Source organism: Pseudomonas sp. P106(2024) (genome assembly GCF_057480815.1).
Window position 1 is genome coordinate 88,472 of the sequence record NZ_JBLIYU010000010.1, and the last position, 26,773, is coordinate 115,244.

General features: G+C 65.7%; 19 protein-coding genes. 13 read left to right on the top strand and 6 right to left on the bottom strand.

The window, feature by feature from the left end; translation table 11 throughout:
- Genes tssK through tagH form a run of 3 tightly spaced genes read right to left on the bottom strand, consistent with a single transcriptional unit; the run spans position 1 to position 3,271 of the window.
- Positions 1-1,335: a type VI secretion system baseplate subunit TssK gene (gene tssK / locus AC25M7_RS17045; RefSeq protein ID WP_028689168.1), complete on the bottom strand. Its 1,335-nt coding sequence runs from the start codon at positions 1,333-1,335 to the stop codon at positions 1-3.
- A 15-nt stretch (positions 1,336-1,350) separates the two neighbouring features.
- Positions 1,351-1,851 (bottom strand): type VI secretion system lipoprotein TssJ, encoded by a 501-nt coding sequence (tssJ, locus tag AC25M7_RS17050; protein ID WP_213882773.1) that lies wholly within the window; start codon positions 1,849-1,851, stop codon positions 1,351-1,353.
- A 49-nt stretch (positions 1,852-1,900) separates the two neighbouring features.
- Positions 1,901-3,271: a type VI secretion system-associated FHA domain protein TagH gene (tagH, locus tag AC25M7_RS17055; protein WP_062362757.1), complete on the bottom strand. Its 1,371-nt coding sequence runs from the start codon at positions 3,269-3,271 to the stop codon at positions 1,901-1,903.
- A 397-nt stretch (positions 3,272-3,668) separates the two neighbouring features.
- Between tagH and tssA the strand changes: the two genes are divergently transcribed.
- From tssA to AC25M7_RS17115, 12 genes are all read left to right on the top strand, one after another.
- Positions 3,669-4,697, top strand: a complete 1,029-nt coding sequence (gene tssA, locus AC25M7_RS17060) for a type VI secretion system protein TssA (RefSeq protein WP_207851467.1) — start codon at positions 3,669-3,671, stop codon at positions 4,695-4,697.
- Positions 4,698-4,770: 73 nt separating this feature from the next.
- Positions 4,771-5,286 carry a type VI secretion system contractile sheath small subunit gene (gene tssB, locus AC25M7_RS17065; protein ID WP_023632506.1) on the top strand — a complete coding sequence of 172 codons (516 nt, stop codon included), beginning with the start codon at positions 4,771-4,773 and terminating at the stop codon, positions 5,284-5,286.
- A gap of 11 nt (positions 5,287-5,297) precedes the next feature.
- A complete protein-coding gene (gene tssC, locus AC25M7_RS17070) occupies positions 5,298-6,791 on the top strand; it encodes a type VI secretion system contractile sheath large subunit (protein WP_028689172.1) in 1,494 nt (497 codons plus the stop codon).
- A 92-nt stretch (positions 6,792-6,883) separates the two neighbouring features.
- Positions 6,884-7,372: an Hcp family type VI secretion system effector gene (locus AC25M7_RS17075; RefSeq protein WP_028689173.1), complete on the top strand. Its 489-nt coding sequence runs from the start codon at positions 6,884-6,886 to the stop codon at positions 7,370-7,372.
- A gap of 72 nt (positions 7,373-7,444) precedes the next feature.
- A complete protein-coding gene (locus AC25M7_RS17080) occupies positions 7,445-7,879 on the top strand; it encodes a type VI secretion system amidase effector protein Tae4 (RefSeq protein WP_028689174.1) in 435 nt (144 codons plus the stop codon).
- Positions 7,876-8,286: a hypothetical protein gene (locus AC25M7_RS17085; RefSeq protein ID WP_028689175.1), complete on the top strand. Its 411-nt coding sequence runs from the start codon at positions 7,876-7,878 to the stop codon at positions 8,284-8,286. Before AC25M7_RS17080 ends, AC25M7_RS17085 begins: the two co-directional genes overlap by 4 nt.
- Positions 8,280-8,795, top strand: a complete 516-nt coding sequence (gene tssE, locus AC25M7_RS17090) for a type VI secretion system baseplate subunit TssE (RefSeq protein WP_028689176.1) — start codon at positions 8,280-8,282, stop codon at positions 8,793-8,795. The genes AC25M7_RS17085 and tssE overlap by 7 nt, the downstream gene beginning before the upstream one ends.
- Positions 8,792-10,654: a type VI secretion system baseplate subunit TssF gene (tssF, locus tag AC25M7_RS17095; protein ID WP_486971301.1), complete on the top strand. Its 1,863-nt coding sequence runs from the start codon at positions 8,792-8,794 to the stop codon at positions 10,652-10,654. The genes tssE and tssF overlap by 4 nt, the downstream gene beginning before the upstream one ends.
- Positions 10,618-11,667 (top strand): type VI secretion system baseplate subunit TssG, encoded by a 1,050-nt coding sequence (gene tssG, locus AC25M7_RS17100; RefSeq protein WP_486971318.1) that lies wholly within the window; start codon positions 10,618-10,620, stop codon positions 11,665-11,667. The genes tssF and tssG overlap by 37 nt, the downstream gene beginning before the upstream one ends.
- Positions 11,660-14,335 (top strand): type VI secretion system ATPase TssH, encoded by a 2,676-nt coding sequence (gene tssH / locus AC25M7_RS17105; protein WP_263157197.1) that lies wholly within the window; start codon positions 11,660-11,662, stop codon positions 14,333-14,335. The genes tssG and tssH overlap by 8 nt, the downstream gene beginning before the upstream one ends.
- 11 nt (positions 14,336-14,346) lie before the next feature.
- Positions 14,347-16,275, top strand: coding sequence for a type VI secretion system Vgr family protein (locus AC25M7_RS17110; RefSeq protein WP_280092224.1), 1,929 nt, complete (start codon positions 14,347-14,349; stop codon positions 16,273-16,275).
- A 153-nt stretch (positions 16,276-16,428) separates the two neighbouring features.
- Positions 16,429-18,096: an FMN-binding glutamate synthase family protein gene (locus AC25M7_RS17115; RefSeq protein ID WP_280092223.1), complete on the top strand. Its 1,668-nt coding sequence runs from the start codon at positions 16,429-16,431 to the stop codon at positions 18,094-18,096.
- A 30-nt stretch (positions 18,097-18,126) separates the two neighbouring features.
- Here AC25M7_RS17115 and AC25M7_RS17120 read toward each other — a convergent pair whose 3' ends face one another.
- A complete protein-coding gene (locus AC25M7_RS17120) occupies positions 18,127-19,431 on the bottom strand; it encodes an OprD family porin (protein ID WP_050703354.1) in 1,305 nt (434 codons plus the stop codon).
- Positions 19,432-19,956: 525 nt separating this feature from the next.
- Here AC25M7_RS17120 and AC25M7_RS17125 point away from each other — a divergent pair.
- Positions 19,957-22,047 carry a TonB-dependent receptor gene (locus AC25M7_RS17125; RefSeq protein ID WP_486971302.1) on the top strand — a complete coding sequence of 697 codons (2,091 nt, stop codon included), beginning with the start codon at positions 19,957-19,959 and terminating at the stop codon, positions 22,045-22,047.
- A 473-nt stretch (positions 22,048-22,520) separates the two neighbouring features.
- Here the strand turns inward: AC25M7_RS17125 and aguA are convergent, their stop codons facing one another.
- Positions 22,521-23,627 (bottom strand): agmatine deiminase, encoded by a 1,107-nt coding sequence (gene aguA, locus AC25M7_RS17130; protein ID WP_028689184.1) that lies wholly within the window; start codon positions 23,625-23,627, stop codon positions 22,521-22,523.
- 242 nt (positions 23,628-23,869) lie between these two features.
- Complete coding sequence (locus AC25M7_RS17135) at positions 23,870-26,770, bottom strand: aminotransferase (protein ID WP_486971303.1); 2,901 nt, start codon at positions 26,768-26,770, stop codon at positions 23,870-23,872.
- Positions 26,771-26,773 lie beyond the last annotated feature (3 nt).

Here is a 26,773-nt window from a genome sequence, read left to right on the forward strand (position 1 = left end):
TTATCCTCGAATGGCCCAGAAGGCCAGGTTCAGGCCGGGGAACTCGCCGGCGACGTAGAAGGCGAAACCACCGGAATGCTGCAGCTGCTTCCAGTGTTCGCTGCCTCGGTCGAGCTCGAAATAGGTGGAGCCGGCATGGAACGGAATCTGCCGTGGCGCCACCGGCAGCGGCAACAGGCCGATGCCCGGCAACTGCAGGTTGACCAGGTCGCGGATGTGCTCCACCGCGCCGATCTTGCTTTGCTGGCCGAAGCGGCTGCGCAGGGTCTCGCTGGGCACATCGGCGCGCACTACCAGGACGAAGCTGGCGCTGTCGAGCAGGCTGCGGTCGGCCAGCATGCCGACATGGATGCCGTAGGCCTTCTCGACCAGCGGGATGGCCACGGCCTTGCTGTCGATCAGCATCGACAGGGCCTCGCGCAGGGCGGCCAGCACGGGTGCAAAGGTGGCCGCCAGGTCGTCGTGTTGATACACCGGGTATGCCTCGGGGCGACGACCTTCGCGGGTGAAGGTGGCGAACTCGCCGGCCAGGGCCACCAGCTCGCTGTACAACCGCTCGGGGTGCAGCGGCGTCAGCTGGTTAAGGTGCTCGACCAGCGGTTGGGCGCGGTTGACCAGTTGCAGCAGCATGAAATCGGCAATCTCCGAGGCACCGCCGTTGGCCGAGGCCACCACGCGCCCGGCCAGGGCCTCGCCGCGCTGGTGCAGCAGGCCGAGCAGCTCGCCACGGAACCCCGACAGCAGGTTGCTGGCGGTTACGTCGAGCAGCGGCGGGATGTAGCCGTCATCCAGCACCAGGGCGCGGTCGGCGCGCTTTTCCCGGATGCGCACCACACCCAACGCGGCATAGTCGCTCAGGCCGTCCTCGGCGCGCAGCAGGCGCAGGGCGCGGCTGCCCAGGGCCAACGGCGCGCGGTTCTCGAACGGGGCGTTGTCGTCGCGGACCTCGCTGATACGGCTGACATAGCGCGCACCGTCAGGCGCTTCACCGTCGTCGACGGTATCGCGGGCACCGGCGCGCTTGAGCGGCAGGCCCAGGTAGATCACGCCATTGCGCAGGTCATCGGGTATCTCCAGCGGCGCGGGCGGCAGGTCGTCACGCGGGATGTCGAACGGCGTACCGTCCGGCAGCAGGCCACGGGCGCTGAGGATCGCCAGCTTGCCCTGGGCCAGCAGGCCTTGGTCGACCAGCAGCTCGGAAAAGCCCCAGGCGGCGGCGTGGAGCGGCCGGCTGCGAGCATCGACGAAGTTCTCCAGGTAGCGGTCGTGTTGCTGGAAGTGCTGGGTGGTGATGAACATCCCTTCCGACCAGACCACGCGATTGTTCCAGGACATGGGTTCTCCGATTGCCTAGCGGGCAGGCTCAGGTTGTGGGGTGGCCACGGCGCTGCGCACGGCGCGCACATCGAGGCTGATCTGATAGTCGCGGGGCGGCACCGGCAGCACGCTGCGCCACCGGGCCTGGTCAACCTCGCGGTAGCCCACCACCAGGCCGACCTGGCGCGTGGCCGGGTCGAGCGGACGCTCAAGGCGCAGTTGCTCGCCCGGCTGGAGCAGGACCTCGTCCTGGTCGATCAGGTCGGCGGCCAGGGTCGCCTGGGCGCGTTCTGCCAATGCGAAATAGTCGGCGCGGGCGAAGGCGGCGCTATTCTTCAACTCGTAGATGCGCACCCGCACCGGCGCGGGCGTGCCGCTGGCGCCGGGGTTGAGCCCGGCCGCGGCGCTGAAGTACAGGGTGATCCCCGTGGCCGGCGGCGCCGCGTCGGTAACGGCGGGCTCGACCGGGCTGTCCTTGCTGCAGGCACTGAGCAGCACCATGGCCAGGGCTGCGATCAGTCTCGTTGCACTCATCCTCGTCCTCATGACGTTCTGTGTTCTTCCTGTGCTCCGGGCGTTGGCCTCAGGAGCGTTGCATGCGTTGGCTATGGGCCTCGTAGGCGCGGCTGAACTCGCGGCCGAACAGGTCCTGAAAGTCGTCTTCGGCTTCCCGGGAAATCTGGCTATAGAGCTCGGTGAACTGCTGCCAGCAGTGGGCCTGGCGCGAGCCGCCGAACAGCTTGGCCAGCCCGGCGGCGGGCGCCAGGCGCTGCTCCAGGCGAGCGGGTTCGAAGCGTTTGAGCAAGTGCTTGATGGCCGCCTCGACACCCGCCATCACCGCCAGCTGGTGGGCGCGCAGGTCGTCGAAACTGTCGCGCACCGCCTGGTCCGGGGCCATGAACGCCTGGTTGCCCTCGCGCAGCAGCAACAGCAGCGCTTCGTCGGCGTTGGGGGCGAATTTCAGCGGGTTGTTGCGCACCGGGGCGATGGTGGTCTGCTGCATGCGGAACTCGCCCTTCAGGCTGCTGCGCGCGCGCAGCACATCGATCAGGCCTTCGACCATCAGGCGGTAGCTACGCCCGACCGCCTCCATCTGCGCGGCGGCATCGGCCGCATCAATGCGCAGGTGCTCGATACCTGCGCCACGCAGGAAGGCCTGCAGCAACGCATCGCTGGCGTCAGCCGGGCCAGGCGCAGGTGCCGACACGGCAGTGGGCGGCGCAGGCGTGACGACCGGTGCCACCTGCGCTACCGGCTCTGGCAGGGGCGGCGCGATGACAGGCGCAGGCTGGGGAGCAACGGCGGGCGTTTCGTCGAGCAGGTTCCAGTCGTCGGGGATCATGCCCGGCGCGGCGGGCATGGCGGCCGGCACCGGCGCGGGCGGCGGCGCCACTGGCGTGGGTGGGCGAAAGTCATGCTGCTGGGCGGGGACATGATCCGGCTGGCTGGCCGGCGGCACGCTGGAAGGGCCGAGAAAATCGAACAGGTCCGGCAGGGTGTCGTGGCTCGAGGCCCCCTGCAGAAACGCGGCCGGCGCGCCGACGATGGGCGCGCTCGGGGCGGCCGCCTGGTTGGCCATCAAGGCTTCGAAACTATGGGCCTGCGGCTGCCCGGCAACCGGGATCGACAGGCCGGCATCGATGCGCGCCTGGATCTCGTAATCGCCAATTCGAATAACTTCACCGTCCATCAACGGTTCGCTGTTACCGCGACGCAGGCGAATACCGGCATGCACCAGTTCCACGCCGTTGGTGCTGTTATCGGTCAAGTAGTAGCGGCCGTCCTTGAACTGGATCACACAATGTTTCGAAGAAACTAGGCGTTCGGGATCGGGCAGTACCCAGTCATTATCCGCCGCACGACCTACGCTGATGGCACCGTTTTCCAGCAACTTCTCCGGGCATTGCCCAGGGGTTATCTTGTGATAACTGGTAATGGTCAGGCAAAGTGCCATCACGCCTCCTTGCATATATATGAAACACTCACACATCCATTTGAGTGGATTCGCGAGCCCGACCCCGCTTTCCGGATAAACCCTTGTAAATACTGGGCATCACACCGAAATTCGCTTCCCGGAAAAGTCGTATTAAACCCTATCGGCAAGGCACTTTGATGGCACCTGACCAATGGACACGACTACCTGCCAACTGGTTCACAGTCACCCTTCGCGGCGCGTAGCTTACCTTGACAGCAATTTGGAAATAAACCATAAATGCGCAACTTAAGAGTGCCAAAGTGATATCACAGTGATATCAACTTCGCATTCTTTGACAAGTTTGTGCGCCACTTCACATTTGCAACTTGTCGCGAACAAAGCCCTCACCAAGGGCCGATATGGAGATCGATTTCTGGTGAACTCACCGCAGCTGCTCGCCGCTGTTTCCGCAGACTTCCCGTGCGGCGACGACCTCGAATACGATGCCGATTTCCTGCAACTGGAACGTGATGCCCAGGGGCGCCCCGAGCGCGTGATGGGCGACGCCGTGCAGCCGGCCGAGCCGCCGCAGTGGCGTGACATCGAACAGGCCTGCACCGGCCTGCTGCAACGCAGCAAGGATCTGCGCATCACCCACTTCCTGGTTCAGGCCAACCTGGCCCTGCACGGCTTGCCGGGCCTGGCCGCGAGTCTTGAACTGATCCGCGACCTGCTGGGCGAATACTGGTTGCACCTGCACCCGCAACTGGATGCCGCCGACGACAACGACCCCACCGTGCGCGTCAACGCCCTGGCCGGCCTCACCTGCGACACCAACATCGCCCTGCTGCGCGACGCCGTGCTTGTGCGTTCGCGCGCCTTCGGCCCGGTCACCCTGCGCGCCGCCCTGCATGCGGCAGGCGTGCAGCACTTCGCCAGTGAGCAGTTGAGCGCCGAGGAACTGGCCGCCGCCCTGCGCGACGCCGACCCCGAGCAGCTTGCGCAATGCCGCCAGGCCCTACAGCTGGCCCGCGAAGCCCTGGACACCATCGAGAGCCGGGTCAACGACCAGGTCGGTTCGGCCAGCGGCGTCGACCTATCCGCCCTGCGCCAGCCGCTGCGTCAGGTCCAGCAGGTGCTGGCCGACTACAGCCCGGAAGGCTCGGCGCCCGTCAGCGCGAGCCTGGACGAAGCGACAGCGCCCGGCGCCCATGGCGACCCACAGCCCGTCGCCGCGCCACGCCCCGCAGCACGCCCCGGCGAGGTGAACAGCCGCGACGACGTGCTGCAGAGCCTCGAGCGCCTGCTCCAGTACTACGCCCGCCACGAGCCCTCCAGCCCGCTGCCGGTGCTGCTGCGCCGGGCGAAGAACCTGGTCAATGCCGACTTCGCGACCATCGTCCGCGACCTGATCCCCGATGGCATGTCGCAATTCGAGAACCTGCGTGGTCCGGAACACGACTGACGTCGTTCCGGCCGCCTAAACACCGACGCCCGCAACAAGCAGAGCCGCCGTACCGGCGACCAGGAGGAACAACGTGGCGAAAGACAGCTCCCAGAAATTCATCGCGCGCAACCGTGCGCCGCGGGTACAGATCGAATATGACGTCGAGCTGTACGGCGCCGAGAAGAAGGTCCAGCTGCCCTTCGTCATGGGCGTGCTCTCGGACCTCGCCGGCAAGCCCGCCGAGCCGCTGCCGGCCGTGGCCGACCGCAAGTTCCTGGAGATCGACGTCGACAACTTCGACTCGCGCCTGAAGGCCATGAAGCCCCGCGTGGCGTTCAATGTGCCCAACGAGCTGACCGGTGAAGGCAACCTGAGCCTGGACATCACCTTCGAGAGCATGGACGACTTCAGCCCCGCCGCCGTGGCACGCAAGGTCGATGCCCTGAACCAGCTGCTCGAGGCCCGCACCCAGCTGGCCAACCTGCTGACCTACATGGACGGCAAGACCGGCGCCGAGGACATCATCCTCAAGGCCATCAAGGACCCGGCCCTGCTCCAGGCCCTGGCCAGCGCGCCGAAACCTGCCGACACCGAGCCGAAGGCCTGAGGAGACCGACCATGAACGATCCGTTGCGCGACAGCCAGGCCCCCCAGGCGGCCACCCAGGACCCGAGCGAGTTCGCCAGCCTGCTGCTGCAGGAATTCAAGCCCAAGACCGAGCGGGCCAAGGAAGCCGTCGAGAGCGCCGTGCGCACCCTCGCCGAACAGGCCCTGGCGCAGACCAGCCTGGTGTCCAACGATGCCATCGGTTCGATCGAGCAGATCATCGCCGCCATAGACGCCAAGCTCACCGCCCAGGTCAACCAGATCATCCACCACGATGACTTCCAGAAGCTGGAAAGCGCCTGGCGCGGCTTGCACTATCTGGTCAACAACACCGAGAGCGACGAGCAGCTGAAGATCCGCGTGCTCAACATCTCGAAGAACGACCTGCACAAGACCCTGAAAAAATTCAAGGGCACCGCCTGGGACCAGAGCCCGATCTTCAAGAAGCTCTACGAAGAGGAATACGGCCAGTTCGGTGGCGAACCCTACGGCTGCCTGGTGGGCGACTACTACTTCGACCAGTCGCCACCCGATGTCGAGCTACTGGGCGAGGTATCCAAAGTTTGCGCCTCGATGCACGCGCCATTCATCTCCGCCGCTTCGCCGACGGTGATGGGCATGGGCTCGTGGCAGGAGCTGTCCAACCCGCGCGACCTGACCAAGATCTTCACCACCCCGGAATACGCCGGCTGGCGTTCGCTGCGTGAATCGGAAGACTCGCGCTACATCGGCCTGACCATGCCGCGCTTCCTGGCGCGCCTGCCCTACGGCGCCAAGACCGACCCGGTGGAAGCGTTCGCCTTCGAGGAAGACACCGACGGCGCCGACAGCAGCAAGTACACCTGGGCCAACGCCGCCTATGCCATGGCGGTGAACATCAACCGCTCGTTCAAGTACTACGGCTGGTGCTCGCGCATCCGCGGCGTGGAATCCGGCGGCGAAGTCGAAGGCCTGCCGGCGCACACCTTCCCCACCGACGACGGTGGCGTGGACATGAAGTGCCCGACCGAGATCGCCATCTCCGATCGCCGCGAGGCGGAGCTGGCCAAGAACGGCTTCATGCCGCTGCTGCACAAGAAGAACACCGACTTCGCCGCCTTCATCGGTGCGCAGTCGCTGCAGAAGCCGGCCGAATACGACGACCCGGACGCCACCGCCAACGCCAACCTGGCCGCGCGCCTGCCGTACCTGTTCGCCACCTGCCGCTTCGCCCATTACCTGAAGTGCATCGTTCGCGACAAGATCGGCTCGTTCAAGGAAAAGGACGAGATGCAGCGCTGGCTGCAGGACTGGATCCTCAACTACGTCGACGGCGACCCGGCGCACTCCACCGAGACCACCAAGGCCCAGCACCCGCTGGCGGCCGCCGAGGTGGTGGTCGAGGAAGTCGAAGGCAACCCGGGTTACTACAACTCGCGCTTCTACCTGCGCCCGCACTACCAGCTCGAAGGGCTGACCGTGTCGCTGCGCCTGGTGTCGAAGCTGCCTTCGGCCAAAGGGGCCTGATCATCGCGGGCAAGCCCGCTCCCACAGTGGGAGAGGGCTTGCCCGCGATTAGCCACTACTACCGCTAACCGACGCGAAATCCCGAGGACATCATGGCTGTAGATATTTTCATCAAGATCGGCGACATCAAGGGCGAGTCCCACGACAAGGCCCACAAGGACGAAATCGACGTCCTGAACTGGAGCTGGGGCATGTCCCAGTCCGGCAACATGCACATGGGCAGCGGCGGCGGTTCGGGCAAGGTCAACATCCAGGACCTGTCGATCACCAAGTACATCGACAAGTCCAGCCCCAACCTGATGGCCCACTGCTCCAGCGGCAAGCACATCGACAAGGTCAAGCTGACCGTGCGCAAGGCCGGCGGTGAAAGCCAGGTCGAGTACCTGATCATCAACCTCGAAGAGGTGATCGTCAGCTCGCTGAGCACCGGCGGCTCGGGCAGCGACGACCGCCTGACCGAGAACGTGACCCTGAACTTCGCCAAGGTCACCGTCGACTATCAGCCGCAGAAGGCCGACGGCACCAAGGAAGGCGGCCCGATCAAGTACGGCTGGAACATCCGCTCCAACGTCAAGATCTGACCGACCGCGCCCGTGCCGCCCCAGGCGGCGCGGGGGCCCTTCCCCACGCCTCACCCGCCCACGGTGAACATCATGGCCAAGCCTTCTTTCATCAACTTGTGGAATGCCTATCCGAAGGTGTCCTCGCCCTGCGATGGCCCGTGGGACAATCAGTGCGCCATCCGCATGAGCATCGCGCTCAACGGCGAGATGAGCCTCAAGGTCAACAAATCGACTTATACCGAACCCAAGTGCGCCCATGGCCATGCCCGTGGCGCCGAATCCCTGGCCAACTGGCTGGAGCGCCAGCTGGGACGCCCGCAGCGCATCGGCGGCAGCGCCCAGGAGCGCGACAAGCTCAAAGCCAAGACCGGGATCATCTTCTACAAGGACTGCTTCGCCCGCACCGGGCAAAGCCAGGAAAACCGCACGGGCGACCATATCGACCTGTGGAACCGCGGCCTGACCAAGGGCTTCTCCGATCAGAACTACCAGTCGAAACAGGTCTGGTTCTGGGAGCTGACATGAAGCGCGTGGCCCTGGTCGGTGCCTTGCTGCTGGCCCTGAGCGCCTGCGCCGACGCCGAACTGCTGAGCCAGGCGAACCTGGGCGGGCAGACTGTGAAGCTGACCGATAACGCCGGCCAGTGCGTGCTCGATCGCGGCGAACAACGCCTGGCGCTGGACATGCCATGGCCCTGCGGCCTGAGCCCCGACCGCGCCGGCAAGGCCCGGGTCGAGCAGTTCGACGGCGTGCCGATCGTGCTGGTGACCCACGTGCAACCCCACCCGACGCTCAAGGGCGAATGCCTGAAAACCTCGCGCGCCGTGCGCCTGACCCCGGCCGGCCTGGAAGCCTCAACGCCCACGCCGAGCGCGTCCTGCGACACCGGCTTCGAAGACCAGAAAATGTTCACAGGGATGTTCCAGTGGTAGCCGAGATCGCCACCCGCGACCGCCTGCAGCCCTCGCTGCTGGATCGCCTGACCGACGACGAGCCGGGCAACCCGCAGGAAGCCCCCGACAAGCGCGTGCTCAGCCTGCAGCAGCTCAAGGCCTCGGTGCTGCGCGACCTGGCCTGGCTGCTCAACACCACCTCGCTGCTCGACACCGGCGCCACGCTGAATTCCCCGGCAGGCGCCTCGGTGATCAACTACGGCCTGCCGGCCCTGGCCGGCAACAGCGCGTCGAACATCGACCTCAACGCGCTCGAACGTATCATCCACCAGGCCATCGCCACCTACGAGCCGCGCATCCTTGCCCATACCCTGAAGGTGCGCGCCCAGGCCGCCCCCGGCGAGATGAACGCCAACGCCCTGAGCTTCGAAATCGAAGGCGACCTGTGGGCCCAGCCGGCGGCCCTGCCGCTGCTGTTGCAGACCGACGTGGACCTGGAGTCCGGGCACGTGCGCGTGGCCCCCGCCGACCGCCGGAGACGCGCATGAACCCGCGCCTGCTCGAACTGTACAACCAGGAACTGCAGCATATCCGCGAGGGTGCCGCCGAGTTCGCCAAGGAATACCCGAAGATCGCCGGGCGCCTGACGCTGTCCGGGATCGAATGCGCCGACCCCTATGTCGAGCGCCTGCTGGAAGGCTTCGCCTACCTCACCGCGCGGGTGCAGCTCAAGCTCGACGCCGAGTACCCGACCTTCACCCACAACCTGCTGGAAATCGCCTACCCGCATTACCTGGCGCCGACCCCGTCGATGACCGTGGTGCAACTGCAGACCGACCCCGACGAGGGCTCGCTGGCCGCCGGTTTCCAGCTGCCCCGCGACAGCGTGCTGCGCGCCAACCTCGGCCGCAACTCGCAGACGCCGTGCGAATTCCGCAGCACCCAGGACGTCACCCTGTGGCCGCTGCAGGTGGCCCGCGCCGAATACTTCGGCAACCCCGGCGCCGTGCTCGGGCGCCTGGCCGCCAGCGAGCCGAAGGCCCGTGCCGGCCTGCGCCTGAGCTTGCGCAGCGGCGCGGAAATCCCGTTCAACAGCCTGCCGCTGACGCACCTGCCGCTGTACCTCAATGGCGCCGATGAAACGCCCTATCGCCTGTACGAGCAACTGCTGGGCAGCGCCTGCGCGGTGTTCGTGCGCCAGCCGGGGGCCGACTGGGTCGAGCGCATCCCGGTCGAGCAGGCCTTGCTGCCGTGCGGCTTCGACGATCGCGAAGCGGCGTTGCCGGTGGTGCCCCAGGCGTTCCAGGGCTATCGCCTGTTGCAGGAATACTTCGCCCTGCCGCAGCGTTTCCTGTTCGTCGATTTCGCCGGGCTGGAGCGCGCGGTCAAACGTTGCGACGGCCAGGAACTGGAGCTGCTGGTCCTGTTCGAGCGCTTCGACCCCACGCTGGAGAGCAGCGTGGGCAGCGCGCAGTTCGTGCCGTTCTGCACCCCGGCGATCAACCTGTTCCCGCGCCGGGTCGACCGCATCCACCTGACCGACCGGGTCCACGAGCACCATGTGATCGCCGACCGCACCCGGCCCACTGATTTCGAGATCCACTCGCTGCAGCAGGTCGCCGGCCACGGCACCGGGCCGGACCAGGCGTTTTTGCCGTTCTACGCCGTGCGCGACCCGTCGCGCTACGGCCGTGACCAGGCCTACTACATCGTCCGTCGCGAGCCTCGGGTGCTGTCCAGCGAGCAGCGACGCAACGGCACGCGCTCCAGCTACATGGGCAGCGAGACCTTCGTCAGCCTGGTCGACGGCCACCAGGCACCGTACCGCCACGACCTGCGCCAGCTGGGCATCAGCGCGCTGTGCAGCAACCGCGACCTGCCGCTGTTCATGAACGTCGGCGACGGCCGCAGCGACTTCAGCCTGGCCGACAGCGCCCCGGTGTCCGCCGTGCGCTGCCTGGCCGGCCCCAGCCGACCGAAGGCCAGCCATGCCCACGACAACCGGGCCTGGCGCCTGATCAGCCAACTGTCGCTGAACTACCTGTCCCTGGCCGAACAGGGCCAAGGCGCCGCCGCCCTGCGCGAACTGCTGCGCCTGTACGGCGACCAGCAGGACAGTGCCCTGCAACTGCAGATCGACGGCCTGCGCGAGGTCAGTTGCAAGCCCTGCACCCGGCGCCTGCCGATGCCCGGGCCGATCGTCTTCGGCCGCGGCCTGGAGATCACCCTGACGTTCGACGAAAACGCCTTCCGCGGCACCGGCGTGTTCCTCCTGGGCGCGGTGTTCGAGCGCTTCCTGACTCGCTACGTGTCGATCAACAGTTTCACCGAAACCGTGCTGCGCACCAGCGAACGTGGCGAGATCATGCGCTGGAACGCCAAGCCCGGGCGCAGGCCGACCCTGTGAGCACGCTACAGGCCATGCAGGCGCAGCCCTGGGAGTACGACTTCTTCCAGGCCTTGCGTCGCCTCGAGGCGGAAAACCCCGAGCTGCCGCGCTTCGGCCATTCGCTGCGCCTGGCCGACGAGCCGGTGCGCCTGGGGCAGCGCCTGGACTGCGGCTTCGCCCCGGCGACGCTGGCCTCGGTCACGGCCAACGACGATCAGCCGGCGCGCCTGGAGCAGTTCTTCTTCGGCCTCGGCGGCCCCAACGGCCCGCTGCCGCTGCACCTGACCGAGTACATGCGCGAACGCCAGCGCAACCACGCCGACCCGACCAGCAAACGCTTCCTCGACATCTTCCACCACCGCTTGCTGAGCCTGTTCTACCGCGCCTGGGCCGAGGCCCGGCCGACCGTCAGCCACGACCGCCCCGGTGACGACTACTGGGCCGCGCGCCTGGCCGCCCTCAGCGGCCGCGGCCAGCCGGAACTGCAAGACCAGGGGCCGCTGGCCGACACCGCCAAGCTGCACTGGTCCGGCCACCTGGCGGCGCAGACCCGCTACCCGGACGGCCTGTGCAGCATCCTGTCGAGCTATTTCGGCGTGCCGGTGCAGCTCGAGGAGTACGTCGGCCAGTGGCTGGAGCTGCCCGAGCGCAGCCAGCTCGGCGTGCGCGCCAACCGCCTGGGCATGGACCTGTGCCTGGGCCGCTACGCCTGGGACCGCCAGCACAAGTTCCGCCTGTGCCTGGGCCCGCTGACCCTCGACCAGTACCACGCGCTGCTCCCCGGTGGGCAGGCGTTCGTCGAGCTGGCGGCCTGGGTCGCCGAGTATCTGGGCCAGGAACTGGACTGGGACCTCAACCTCATCCTCGCGCAGGGCCAGGTGCCCGCGCTGCAACTCAATGCCGGTCAGCGCCTGGGGTTCGACACCTGGCTCGGCCGCCCCTCGCACGATGCACGCGACCTGAAGCTGGCCCGGTACTACGCCGACCAGCCGGTCGCCGCGCCCCTCACAAGGAGTCAGGACCATGGGTGAAATCAGCCGCGCCGCGCTGTTCGGCAAACTCAACAGCGTCGCCTACAAGGCCATCGAGGCCGCCACGGTGTTCTGCAAGCTGCGGGGCAACCCCTATGTCGAGCTGGCGCACTGGCTGCACCAGCTGCTGCAGCTGCAGGACAGCGACCTGCACCGCATCATCCGCCAGTTCAACGTCGAGCCGGCACGCCTGGCCCGCGACCTGACCGATGCCCTGGACCGCCTGCCACGGGGCTCGACCTCGATCACCGACCTGTCCTCCCAGGTGGAAGAGGCCGTCGAGCGCGGCTGGGTCTACGGCAGCCTGATGTTCGGCGAAAGCCAGGTGCGCACCGGCTACCTGCTGGTCGGCATCCTCAAGACCCCGAGCCTGCGCAATGCGCTGCTGGGGCTGTCCAGCGAGTTCGCCAAACTGAAGGTCGAGGCGCTGAGCGAGCGTTTCGACGAGTACGTCGGCGACTCGCCGGAAAACAACCTGGCCGCCAGCGACGGCTTCAGCGCCGCGGCGCCGGGCGAGGCCAGCGGCGCCGTGGCCCCGGCGGCGATGGGCAAGCAGGAAGCGCTCAAGCGCTTCACCGTCGACCTCACCGAGCAGGCCCGCAGCGGCAAGCTCGACCCCATCGTCGGCCGTGACGAGGAGATCCGCCAGCTGGTCGACATCCTCATGCGCCGCCGCCAGAACAACCCGATCCTCACCGGCGAGGCCGGCGTCGGCAAGACCGCGGTGGTCGAAGGCTTCGCCCTGCGCATCGTCGCCGGCGACGTGCCGCCGGCACTCAAGGACGTCGAACTGCGCAGCCTGGACGTCGGCCTGCTGCAGGCCGGCGCCAGCATGAAGGGCGAGTTCGAACAGCGCCTGCGCCAGGTGATCGAGGACGTGCAGGCCTCGCCCAAGCCGATCATCCTGTTCATCGACGAAGCCCATACCCTGGTCGGTGCCGGCGGCGCGGCCGGCACCGGTGATGCCGCCAATCTGCTCAAGCCGGCCCTGGCCCGTGGCAGCCTGCGCACCGTGGCCGCGACCACCTGGGCCGAATACAAAAAGCATATCGAGAAGGACCCGGCCTTGACCCGGCGTTTCCAGGTGGTCCAGGTGGACGAGCCGAGCGAGGCCAAGGCGCTGCTGATGATGCGCGGCGTGGCCTCGACCATGGAGAAGCACCATCAGGTGCAGATCCTCGACGAAGCGCTGGAAGCCGCCGTGAAGCTGTCGCACCGCTACATTCCGGCACGCCAGCTGCCGGACAAGTCGGTGAGCCTGCTCGACACCGCCTGCGCCCGCGTCGCCATCAGCCTGCACGCGGTGCCGGCCGAGGTGGACGACAGCCGCCGGCGCATCGAGGCGCTGGAGGTGGAACTGCAGATCATTGCCCGCGAAGCCGCCATCGGCGTCAGCACCGAGCAGCGCCAAGCCCAGGCCGACAGCCTGCTGGCCGAGGAGCGCGAGCGCCTGGCCGCCTTGGAAAGCCGCTGGGCGGAGGAGAAAGCCCTGGTTGACGATCTGCTGGCCACCCGCGCGCAACTACGTGAACAGGTCGGCGTGGTCGATCAGGAAGTGGACGTGCAGGGCAGCCATGAACTGCGCGAAAAACTCGTCGACCTGCAGCAGCGTCTGAGCCAGCTGCAAGGCGAGAGCCCGCTGATCCTGCCGACCGTGGACTACCAGGCGGTGGCCTCGGTGGTCGCCGACTGGACCGGCATCCCGGTGGGCCGCATGGCGCGCAACGAGATCGAGACCGTGCTCAACCTCGACAGCCACCTGGCCAAGCGCATCATCGGCCAGGACCACGCGCTGAAGATGATCGCCAAGCGCATCCAGACCTCCCGCGCCGGCCTCGACAACCCGAACAAGCCCATCGGCGTGTTCATGCTCGCCGGCACCTCCGGGGTGGGCAAGACCGAGACCGCGCTGGCCCTGGCCGAGGCCATGTACGGCGGCGAGCAGAACCTGATCACCATCAACATGAGCGAGTTCCAGGAGGCCCACACCGTCTCCACCCTCAAGGGCGCCCCACCCGGCTATGTCGGCTACGGCGAGGGCGGCGTGCTGACCGAGGCGGTGCGCCGTCGCCCGTACAGCGTGGTGCTGCTGGACGAGGTGGAGAAAGCCCACCCCGACGTGCACGAGATCTTCTTCCAGGTGTTCGACAAGGGCGTGATGGAAGACGGCGAAGGCCGCCAGATCGATTTTCGCAACACCCTGATCCTGCTCACCACCAACGCTGGCACCGAGCTGATCGCCAACATCTGCAAGGACCCACAGGCCCTGCCCGACCCGGAGGCCGTGGCCACCTCGCTGCGCAAGCCGCTGCTGGAGATCTTCCCGCCGGCGCTGCTCGGCCGCCTGGTGACCATCCCCTACTACCCACTCAGCGACGCCATGCTCAAGGCCATCACCCGCCTGCAGCTGGAGCGCATCCGCAAGCGCGTGGAAGGCACCCACAAGGTCGGCTTCGCCTACGACGACGGCGTGGTCGAGCTGATCGTCTCGCGCTGCACCGAGACCGAAAGCGGAGGCCGCATGATCGACGCTATCCTCACCAACGGCCTGCTGCCGGACATGAGCCGCGAGTTCCTGACCCGCCTGCTCGAGGGCAAGCCGCTGGCCAGCGTCAGCATCAGCCGTCGTGACAACGACTTGCACTATGACTTCGGCGCCGCCGACTGACAGGACCGACCATGCTGTTCAAGCAGTTCACGCGCCTGGCGCAGATCAACAGCCCCCTGGGGCCGGACAAGCTGATCCTTGCCGAAATGGGCGGCAGCGAGGAACTCGGCCGCCTGTTCGACTTCGAGCTGCAGCTGACCAGCGACGACCCGGCCATCGACCTCAACCAGCTGCTGGGCAAGCCCATGAGCCTGAGCGTGCAGCAGAGCGTCGGCAGCTCGCGGCATTTCCACGGCATCGTCGCCCGTTGCAGCCAGTCGGTGGACCAGGGCCAGTTCGCCAGCTACCGCGTCACCTTGCGTCCGTGGCTGTGGCTGCTGACACGCACCAGCGACTGCCGGATCTTCCAGCACCTGAGCGCGCCGCAGATCATCAAGCAGGTGTTCCGCGACCTGGGCTTCTCGGATTTCGAGGACCTGCTCAGCCGCAACTACCGCGAGCGCGAGTACTGCGTGCAGTACCGCGAGACCAGCTTCGACTTCGTCAGCCGCCTGATGGAGGAGGAAGGCATCTACTACTTCTTCCGCCACGAGCAGGAACGCCACGTGCTGGTGCTGGCCGACGCCTACGGCGCGCACCAGAAGGCCCCCGGCTACGAGACCGTGCCCTACTACCCGCCGGACGGCCAGCACCGCGAGCGCGACCATATCAACGACTGGCACCTGGCCCAGGAGGTCCAGCCCGGCTCCCTGGAGCTCAACGACTACGACTTCCAGCGCCCCAGCGCGCGCATCGACGTGCGCTCGGCGATGCCGCGCCCGCACCAGGCCGGCGACTACCCGTTGTACGACTACCCCGGCGCCTACGAGCAGACCCAGGACGGCGAGCACTACGCCCGCACTCGCCTGGAGTCGCTGCAGAGCCTGCACGAGCGGATCGAGCTGCGCGGCAATGCCCGGGGCCTGGGCAGCGGCCATCTGTTCAGCCTGAGCAACTTCAGCCGCCAGGACCAGAACCGCGAGTACCTGATCGTCGCCGCCCGCTACTACGTGCATCAGGAGCGCCTGGAAAGCGGTGGCGGCAGCGGTGCGGCGCAGTTCGAGAGCAACCTCAGCTGCATCGACGCGCAGCAAAGCTACCGCCCGGTGGGCAGCACCCTGCGGCCGATCGTCAAGGGCCCGCAGACGGCCGTGGTGGTCGGCCCTGCCGGCGAGGAGATCTGGACCGACCAGTATGGCCGGGTCAAGGTGCACTTCCACTGGGACCGCCACGATCAGTCCAACGAGAATAGCTCGTGCTGGATCCGCGTGTCGCAAGCCACGGCGGGCAAGAACTGGGGCTCGATCCAGGTGCCGCGGATCGGCCAGGAGGTGATCGTCAGTTTTCTCGAAGGCGACCCCGACCGGCCGATCATCACCGGGCGGGTCTACAACGCCGAGCAGACGGTGCCCTACGACCTGCCCGGCAGCGCCACGCAAAGCGGCATGAAGAGCCGTTCGAGCAAGGGCGGCAGCCCGGCCAACTTCAATGAAATCCGCATGGAGGACAAGAAGGGCGCCGAGCAGTTGTACGTGCATGCCGAACGCAACATGGACACGGTGGTGGAGCAGAACCAGACGTTGTCGGTGGGCATCAGCCGGGTCAAGACCGTGGGCATGATCGAGACCGTGACCATCGGCCAGGACCGCCTGCGCTCGGTGCGCCATCGCGACGTCCTGCTGGTCGGTGGCGACAAGCGCGACAGTGTGCACGGCAACTATGTGATGGATGCCGGCGACCAGATCCGCCTGGTCTGTGGCGACAGCGTGATCGAATTGAAGTCCGACGGCACCATCAATATCAGCTGCGCCAAGTTCAATATCCATGCAACGGCGGACGGGATCATCAATACCGATGGCAAGCTCGACCTGAACCTGGGCGGCGGTCCGCAGGCCAAGGCTTCGGGCCAGGGCGACAAGGGCGAAATCGACGGCCGGGTGAAGCAGGTGTTCAAACAGTAACACCGAGGGCCTCATCGCGGAGTTGCCCCGCGATGGGCCCGAAACCGACAAGCTTTTGGTCCCACCCAGGTAATAGTGTTTTACCAATCGCCCTGGTTTTCCGCTGCTGCGCTTTGCCTATCCTAGGCCGGTCACCCTGTCTGCGATGGCCCCATGAAAGACGCACTCCCCAGCCGCTACGCCTGCCTGACCCTGTGCCTGCTGTTCACCCTCGCCAGCCTACCCTTCCTCGCCCGGCACGACGGGCTCTGGCCCTTCACCGTCATCAGCGCCCTGCTCAGCCTGGTCGGCCTCAACGACCTGCGCCAACGCCACCACGCGGTGCGCCGCAACTATCCGATCCTGGGCAACATCCGCTACCTGATCGAAACCGTCCGCCCGGAGATCCGCCAGTACCTGATCGAAGGCGACGACGACAAGCTGCCGTTCTCCCGCGCCCAGCGTTCGCTGGTCTACGCCCGGGCCAAGAACGAAAGCGCCGAGAAAGCCTTCGGCACCCTCAACGACGCCTATAAACCAGGCTTCGAGTTCATCAGCCATTCGATGCTGCCAGTGCCGATGCCCGACCCGGCCTCGTTCCGCATCCGCATCGGCGGCCCGCAGTGCCGTCAGCCGTACTCGGCGTCGATCTTCAATATCTCGGCCATGAGCTTCGGCGCCCTCAGCGCCAACGCCATCGCCGCGCTGAACAAGGGCGCGCGCCTGGGCCGCTTCGCCCATGACACCGGTGAGGGCAGCATCAGCCCCTACCACCGCGAACACGGCGGCGACCTGATCTGGGAAATCGGCAGCGGTTATTTCGGCTGCCGTACCGAAGACGGCCACTTCGACCCTGATCGCTTCGCCGAACAGGCACGCTCGCCTCAGGTGAAGATGATCGAGATCAAGCTCAGCCAGGGCGCAAAGCCGGGCCATGGCGGGATCCTGCCGGGGCACAAGGTCAGCGCCGAGATCGCCTCCACCCGGGGCGTGCGCGAAGGTGAGGACTGCATCTCGCCGGCCGCCCACAGTGCCTTCAGCACGCCACGGGAGTTGCTGCAGTTCGTCGCCCGGCTGCGCGAGCTGTCTGGCGGCAAGCCGGTGGGTTTCAAGTTCTGCCTGGGCCACCCGTGGGAATTCATGGGCATCGCCAAGGCCATGCTGGCCACCGGCATCACCCCGGACTTCATCGTCGTCGACGGCAAGGAGGGCGGCACCGGCGCGGCGCCCCGGGAGTTCTCCGACAACATGGGCGTGCCCCTGCGCGAGGGCCTGATGTTCGTGCACAACACCCTGGTGGGGTTGAACCTGCGCGAGCGCATCCGCATCGGTGCAGCGGGCAAGCTGGTCAGCGCCTTCGACATCGCCAGCGTACTGGCCATCGGCGCGGACTGGGTGAACTCGGCGCGGGGCTTCATGTTCGCCATCGGCTGCATCCAGTCGCAGAGCTGCCACACCAACAAGTGCCCGACCGGGGTGGCGACGCAAGACCCGCTGCGCCAGCGCGCGCTGGTGGTGCCGGAGAAAGCCGAGCGGGTCGCCAGCTTCCACCGTAATACCTTGCATGCCCTGGCCGAGATGCTTGCCGCCGCTGGCCTGGACCATCCCTCTGAGCTCAAGCCCAAGCACCTGGCGCGGCGTATCAGCGCCAGCGAGATCAGCCTGTTTTCGCAGTTGCACACTTTCCTCAAGCCGGGCGAACTGCTCAGCGGCGCGATCGACAGCGAGTTCTATGCACGGATGTGGCGGATGGCGCGCAGCGACAGCTTCGCGCCGCAGACGGGTGAAATCGAGGTGGCGGCGGCGGTCAACGTGCGCCGGAAAGAAACAGCCCCGGCATAGGCCGGGGCTGCGGGTGACGCGGGATCAGGATCAGAAGATGCTGATCGGGTACTCGACGAATACGCGGACTTCGTTGCCGTCATCCATGTAGAAGTCGGCGACGTTGCGCGAAGTACGCAGGAAGGAGCTACGCAGCTTGACCGACAGGTCCTTGGCCGGGCCTTCTTGTACGACGTAACGCAGCTGGTTGAAGATTTCGCGCTCTTTACCTTCACCATTGCCGTGGGTGTTGATGTTGTCACCACGCACGTAGGCAACTTTGTAGGTCAGGCCAGGGACGCCGAATGCGCCAAAGTCCAGGCCGTAGCCGATCTGCCAGGAGCGCTCGTCTTCTGCGTTGAAGTCGGACCAGTAGGAGTTGGCCAGGTAAATGGTCGAACCACCATCGCCGAAGCCGCCATCACGCTGGTAACCGCCGTAGTTGTAGCCGGTATCGCCAGTACTGCGTTGGTGCGCGATGGTTACCGAGTGAGGACCGTACGCATAGGTAGCCGCCAGGCTCCAGATAGTGTTGTCCTGATCGCCCTCACGCATGCCCCATTTTTCGATGAACTTCTTGTCGAGCTTGGACTTATAGCCATTGAAGTCCAAGGTCAGGGACTGGTCTGCCGCGATCGGGTAGACGTAGTTCATGCCCAGGTAGTGCTTTTTCATCACGTCTTCGTTGTCGGCGGTGTACAGCGACGCGGTGAAGTTGTCAGTGAACTTGTAGCTACCGCCCAGTACGTTGATTGCCTTCAAACGACCACTGTCGTGACCTTGGGCGCTCTTTTGCACTTCGCTGGTGAAACGCCCAGCGTTCAGCTCCAGGCCTTTGATCTCTTTGGAGGTGATCGAAGTCCCGCTGAAGCTTTCTGGCAACAGGCGCGAATCGTCGTACTGCAGGACCGGCAGGGCCGGCATCTGGTCACCGTACTTGAGCACGGTGTTGGAGACGCGGAATTTGATCGCCGCACCGGCGCGGGCGAGGTCATTGGCAGCATCGCTGCGTTCACGCTCGTTGACCGTGTTTTCACGCTTGAAGAAATCGATACCGCCACCGCCGTTACGGCCTTTGCCGCCATCCAGGCGCAGGGCGTACAGACCGAACGCGTCGACACCGACACCAACGGTGCCCTGGGTGAAGCCGGAGGAGAAGTTGGCGATGACGCCCTGGCCCCACTGGGACTGGTCGTTGGTGTGGTGCTTCTTGTCACGGTTGATGAACGCGTTGCGCAGCAGGACGTTGGCGTGGCTGTCCTCGATGAAGCCCTTGCTTTCGGCCTGCTCATTGGCCTGTGCCTGGGTCGCGGCGATCATCGCCAGGGCGACCAGGCTGATCCTGGTTTTCAACATGTTGTTTTCCTTATTTCGTATTCAAAAACGCTCTGCATTAGAACGCCAGGAACCAACGCCCCTTCGTAGGTTCGACGCTATGCGGATCCAAGCCGAAAGGCCCGCCAATGCTCTGCAACGGGCCTTGCAGCCGCATGGCCAGATCATGGCCAGCAGGCGTAGAGCCCGAATCCTAGCCCTGCCTGCTTAGACATGTCAAAAAAACGTGAAATGCAGGTTGATATAACCAAAAACAAGGTCGGCGCTGGTGCATTTCCATGCATATATGCCGTGGGTCAGCGCAAATTTGTCTCTTTTGTGGAAAGCGGGCGAAATCAATAAAAACGTCATACGGCCATGCCCCTTCCCGCTTCCCGTCACCTGACACATCCGTACGACAGCCGATCCAGAAGTCAACACACTCAAATGAATGGCAACACTTTGAAACACTTGTAAAGACAACCCCTTACAAATGTCGATGCAATAGCAAATAGCAAGCATTACCATTCGCGCCCAATTTCTCACTCCATTCATTGGACGCCTTCGATGCCTGCCCCCTGCCGCCTTTCCCCCCTGACCCTGGGCCTGTCGCTGCTGTTCAGCGTCGGCCTGGCCAGTGCCACTACCACGACCCTGCCGGAAACCTCAGTGACCGCCGACAGCACCCGCGAAGAGGACAATCCGCGGGTCAAGGACGTGACCACCGCGACCCGTACCTCGACCCCGGCGCGCTATGTGCCGCAGGCCATCGATTCGGTGAAGACCCGCAACGTGCTGGACTATGGCAGTAGCAACCTGGGCAAGGCGCTGGAAGGTATCCCCAACGTCAGCAGCGGCGCCGACACCCGCTTCGACAGCCTGCGCATCCGCGGCTTCGACGCCAGCAACGACTTCTACCTGGACGGCATCCGCGACGACAGCCAGTACACCCGCGACCTGCACAACATCGAGCGGGTCGAGGTGCTCAAGGGCCCGGCGGCGGTGCTCTATGGCCGTGGCAGCCAGGGCGGCATCGTCAACCGGGTGAGCAAGGCGCCGGAGCACGGCCGCCGCTCGACCATCGAGGCCCAGGGCGGCAGCCAGGACCTGCGCAGCCTGTACGCCGACCTCAGCGCCGACCCCAGCGACACCCTCAGCCTGCGCCTGAACCTGGGCAACGAGGACAAGAACAGCTTCCGCGACGGCATCGACGGCAACCACCGCCAACTGTTCGCCCCGTCCATGAGCTGGCAGATCACCCCCGAACTGAACTGGCTGGTGCAGTACGAGTACAGCCGCTATGACCGCACCCCCGATCGCGGCATCCCCGGCAACCCGCTCACCGGACGCCCGGCCGACGTCAGCCGCAAGACCACTTATGGCGACACCCAGCGCGACTACATCAACGACCGCGCCGAATCGCTGCGCTCGCGCCTGAACTACGAGCTGAACGACCAGTGGCAACTGCGCCACACCTTCAGTCTGTTCACCCTGGAAAGCGACTTCGACAACACCTACCTGACCGCCTACCGCCCCGCCACGGGGTTGGTGGACCGCCAGCGCTGGCAGCAGGACCTGAGCACCCGTAACCTGTACAACACCGTCGAACTGGAAGGCCACGTCGAGACCTTCGGTCTCGAGCACACCCTGCTGGTGGGCCTGGAAATGGGCGAGCAGCGCCGCAACTCGCTGCTGCACCAGGGCGTTGGTGTGCCTTCGGTGCCACTGCAAGGCTCGACAGCCAGCCAGCAGCACAACGGCACGATGCGGGTATTCAGCGACAACCACACCGACGTCGAGAGCACCGGTATCTACCTGCAGGACCAGATCCGCCTCAACGACCAGTGGCAACTGCTGGCCGGCGTGCGCTTCGACCAGTTCGAAGTGGACACCACCAACAAGCTGCGCGGCATCTCGGAAAAACAGAAGGACAACAGCTTCAGTCCACGCATCGGCGTGGTCTACACGCCCTGGCAGGATCACTCCTTCTATGCCTCCTGGAGCAAGACCTACTCTCCAGTCGGTGGCGGCCTGATCGGCATCACCCCAGGCGCTGCCGGCAACACCAACCAGACCGACCCGGAACAGACCCGGCAGAAGGAGATCGGGGTCAAGAGCGAATGGTTCGACCAGCGCCTGAGCACCACCCTCGCGATCTACGAACTGGAGCTGTATAACCGCCGTACCCGCGACCCGATCATCCCGGACCTGATCCAGCTCAGCGGCCTGCAACGCTCGCGCGGCATCGAGCTGACCGCCACCGGCAACGTCGTGGGCAACTGGTATGTACGCGGCGGCATCGGCCTGCAGGACGCGACCATCGTCAAGGACAACAACGGCCAGCAAGGCAACCGCATCAACGATGTGGCCAAGCGCAACGCCAGCCTGTTCGTCACCTGGAAGCCGGAGCTTGGCTGGTACGCCGAAACCGGCCTGACCCTGGTCGGCGACCGCTACGCCGACAACCAGAACACCGTGATCCTGCCGGGCTACGGCCGTTGGGACGCGCTGGCGGGCTATCGCACCCACGACTGGGACGTGCGTGCGGCGCTGAGCAACATCACCGACAAGACCTACTACAGCTCGGCCACGAGCGCGGCGCAGATCCAGGTGGGCGATCCGCGCAGCCTGGTGGTGACCGGGACCTACAGTTTCTGATCGTCAGCGCCCATCAGGCCATTCGCGCCCCAAAACGAAAACGCCACCGCAAAAGCGGTGGCGTTTTTTTCTGCGGCGGGTTCCTTCCCGATCAATGCCAGACAGCCAGCAGAGCTTCGAGCTCTTCCTCGCTGATCAGACCTTGAGGGTATCGCCCATCCAGCAGGCGTCGTGGGTCGGTCGTCCTGACCCGATTGTCTCCATGACGTTTCAACCACTGAGCCAGGATTCTGAGCGATTGGTGACAGGCTGCCGTTGCGGGCAAAGCCGACTCACTTGCTGCGTTCATTTCCTCACGTACTCCCCGGGCCTAGTGAGCGGCTAAGTTACTTCAGACGCGTTACAGATTGGCGTAGGCCCATTCGTCTGAAGCACGAGGAAAAATCAATACAATTGCTGTGCCATGCCGCACGACCGACTATCGCGAGCATAAAAAAACCCGTCGCTCGACGGGTTTTTCATTCATTGGCCGGTCAACGTTTTACCGGCGCCGGCTGCTGCTGGGTCAGGCAGTGGATATTGCCACCGCCAAGCAGCAGCTCACGCCCCGGGATCATCACCACTTCGTGATCCGGGAAGACCTTGGCCAGGATCGCTCTGGCCTGCGCATCGGCCGGGTCGTCGAAGCTCGGGGCGATGATGCCGCCGTTGACGATCAGGAAGTTCACATAGGAACCGGCCAGGCGTACCGAAGGATCGCGCTCCTGGCTGCCCACCACGTGATCGACGCCGTCGCATTCTGCCTGGGTGGCATACAGCGGGCCCGGGATCGGCATCTTGTGCACCACGAACTCGCGCCCCTTGGCGTCACGGGTGTTTTTCAGCACCTCGTAGGCGGCGTGGCAACGCGCGTAGTTGGGGTCATTGGAATCATCGGTCCAGGCCAGTAACACTTCGCCGGGGCTGACGTAACAGCAGAAGTTGTCGACGTGGCCATCGGTTTCGTCGTTGTACAGGCCATCCGGCAGCCAGACGATGGTCTCCACCGCCAGGTGCTCGCGCAGGATCTCCTCGATCTGCTCGCGGTTCAGGTGCGGGTTGCGGTTGCGGTTGAGCAGGCATTCCTCGGTGGTGATCAGGGTGCCTTCGCCGTCGACATGGATCGAACCGCCCTCGAGCACGAAGCCCTCGGTGTGGTAGCGCTGCACACGCTCCATTTCCATGACCTTGGCAGCCAACTCCTCGTCGCGGTTCCAGGGGGCGTACAGGCCACCGTCGAAGCCGCCCCAGGCGTTGAAGCCCCAGTCCACGCCACGCACTTCGCCGTGGTCGTTGATGACGAAGGTCGGACCGGTGTCACGCACCCAAGCATCGTCGTTGCTGATCTCGACCACACGGATGTTCGGCAGGTCGAGCTGGCGACGGGCGTTCGCGTACTGGCCGGCGGACACCGCCACGGTAACCGGCTCGAAACGGGCGATAGCCTTGGCCAGGGTCACGTGCGCGGCCTGCGCCGGCTTGCCACCCAGGCGCCAGTTGTCCGGGCGCTCCGGCCAGACCATCCACACCTGGGTTTGCGGGGCCCATTCGGCGGGCATGTGGAAACCGTCGGCGCGGGGGGTCGAGTTGAGCGTTTTCATCGATGACCTCTAATGGCAACTGTCGGTGGTCCGGGGCCCGCTACGCGCGCCTTTCGCGACGCAAGGCCGCTCCCACAGGTCGAACGCTATCCCTGTAGGAGCGGCCTTGCGTCACGAAAGGACCGCAAAGCGGTCCCGGCTGTTCAATGGCGAACACTTATATCCGATAAATATCGACTTTTAAAGCAAGTCACGAGACCGTTTTCGCATAAGGCGCCATTGAAAATCGATAAGAATCGATTTTATAAGCCCTCACCTAGAATCCGCTCCACGCAGTCGACAAAGTAGTCCACGCTCGCCCGCGTGGTGCACATCGGCGGTTTGATCTTGAGGATGTTCAGGTAGTCGCCGGTCGGCTGCATGAAGATCCCCAGCTCGCGCAGGCGATCGCACAGGATCATGGTCTCCTCGGTCGCCGGCTCCAGGGTCTGGCGATCGCGCACCAGTTCCAGCCCCAGGTAGAACCCGGAACCGTGGGCGGCGCCAGCTAGCGGGTATTTATCGACCAACGCCTGCAGGCGTGCCTTGAAGTGGCGGCCGACGTCACGGGCGTTGTCCCACAGTCCTTCGTCGCGCATCACATCCAGCACCGCCATGCCGATGCGGCAACTGACCGGGCTGCCCCCGGCCGAGGAGAAGAAGTAGCCCTCGGCCTCCAACGCCTCGGCGATCTCGCGCCGGGTGATCACCGCGCCCAGCGGCTGGCCGTTGCCCATGCCCTTGGCCATGGTGATGATATCCGGTACCACGCCCTGCTCCTCGAAACCCCAGAAGTACTCACCCAGGCGCCCATAGCCGACCTGCACCTCGTCGGCGATGCACACCCCGCCGCGCTGTCGCACTTTGGCATAGGCCTCGCGCAAGTAGCCCGGCGGCAACGAGATGCCCCCGGCGTTGCCGTACACCGGCTCGCAGATCATCCCGGCCAGCTGGCGGCCACGGGTGTCGAGGTCGGCCAGCTTGGCATCGACATCGCGCAAGTAGTCGGCGGCACTGTCAGCGCCCCGGTAACGCCCGCGGAAGGTGTTCGGCGCCTCCACCGGGTGCACCCAGTCCGGGCGGGTCTCCAGGGCCTGGGGGTTGTCGGCGATGGAGGTGGAGATCGCGTCGGTGGCCACCGACCAGCCGTGGTAGGCCTCTAGCACGCTGAGCAGGTCGCGCCCGCCGCTGTAGGCCCAGGCCAGGCGGATCGCCAAGTCGTTGGCTTCGGTGCCGCTGTTGACCAGGAATACCCGGTCGAAGCCTTCCGGAGCCACTTCCAGCAGACGCTCGGAGAACTCGGCAATGGCCGCGTAGTGGAAGCGCGAGTTGGTGTTGACCAGCGACCACTGGCGCGCCGACTCGGCGACCATGCGCGGATGGCCATGGCCGAGCACCGCGACGTTGTTGAGCATGTCCAGGTACGAACGGCCCTGCATGTCGATCAGGTAGTTGCGCCAGCCGCGCTCGATGTGCGGCGGCTGGGCGTAGTAATGCTTCTGCGAGCGGGCGAAACTGGCATCGCGTCGGGCCAGCAGGGCCTGTGGGTCGGCCAGTGGTTCGGCATCGCAGTCAAAGCCCAGCAGGGAGCGCGGTGACGGGCACAAGGCCAGCCAGGCTGCGGCGTGGGACGGCGTGGCAAAGAACGGTGGGCGGGTATCGGCATCCAGGCACAGCTGCACACTGAGGAAGCCGCAGGTCGCACCCAGCGCCTGCCCCTTGAGCAGCGCCTGGCCATCGGCCGGCGCCTCTTCCAGGCCGGCGAGCCACAGGCTCCAGTGCGCGGTCCGCAGGCAACCGCGGCCATCTCCGATGCGTTGCCAGACACCGGCCTCGGGAGCTTGCAGCGGGCTGCCGGGCAACAGGTTCAGCTCCACGCCCAGGGCACAGGTGGCCGGCTCTTCAGGCTGATCGATATGGGTTTGAGACAGGCGGTACTGTCCATGGAGGCTGCACGCAGGGCCCGGCTGGGCGGCGAGCATACGCTGGTCGAAGCCCGGTTGCTCCCAGTTGCCCGCTTCGCAGAGGGGGCTGAGCACGCCCAGGTCGACCCGGGCGACCGGCTGCCCGGCAAGGCTCGGCAGCAACGCGACGCAACCGCTCATGTCCGGCATCACGGGCACCTGGCCCGCCGCGTGCAGGATCGCCGCCTCCATCAACGCGGCGGGTACGGAGCAGGCGGTATCGAAGATCTCCCATTCATGGGCGATGTTGTCGCGGGTGTACTGGTTGTCCGGATCGACCGCCAGCTGCTGTTCGCTGCTGAGCACCAGCACCGCGGCGCGGTTCAGCACCAGCGGCCACAAGGCACGCAGCTCCGCCTCCTGCAGCGGATTCGCCGCGTGGTAGGCGCTGATCGCCGGCAGGATGCGCAACGGGTCGCCCTCGGCGTGGTGCAGCAGGGCCGCGCAGGTCACCGACAGATCGGCGATACGCCAGGTCCGCAGCAGGTCGCCGAAGTCGATGACACCCTGCACCTGCCATTGGCGCTGGTCGTCGCGGGCCCAGACCACGTTGTCGTCGGTGATGTCCAAGTGCACGGCCTGGACCGGCAATTGCCCGACCAGCGGTTGCAGGCGAGCGGCCGCCAACCGTGCGACCTTTGCCACCTGCTCGCGACGCTGGGCATCCTGCAACACCGGCAACAGGTGCTCGATCAGCACCGAGGCGTGCCGTGGATCCCACTGCAGGGTACGCTCGAGCCCCGGGTGGTCGAAGCCGGCCAGCGCCTTGTCGACCTCGGCGCAGAGCGTGCCGAGCTCGGCCATCACCCGCGCCGGCAGGTGTCCCAGGCGGGTCAGAGGCTGACCATCGATATAATCGAGCAGACGGGCGCGCAATGGCTGGCCATCGATCTCGAGTTCCAGCAGCAGCTCGCCCGTGTTCGCCGGGCGCACCACCGGCACCGGCACGCCTTGCCCGCGCAGAAAAGCCAGGGCCGCATGCTGCGCCTGCAGTTCGATCGCCGCATAGCTGCCATGACAGACCTTGAGCACAAACCGCCCCTGAACGCTGTCCACGCGAAAATTGAGGTCCTGCTGGCTGCCTAGCGCCTGCAGGCTGCCTTGCAGATCGTAATGCGAGCGCAACAAGGCATGAGCATGGGCCTCGCCGAGGGAGGGGCCGGGCTGGCTGGAACGCTGGATCAGGGTACTCAGGGGCATGGA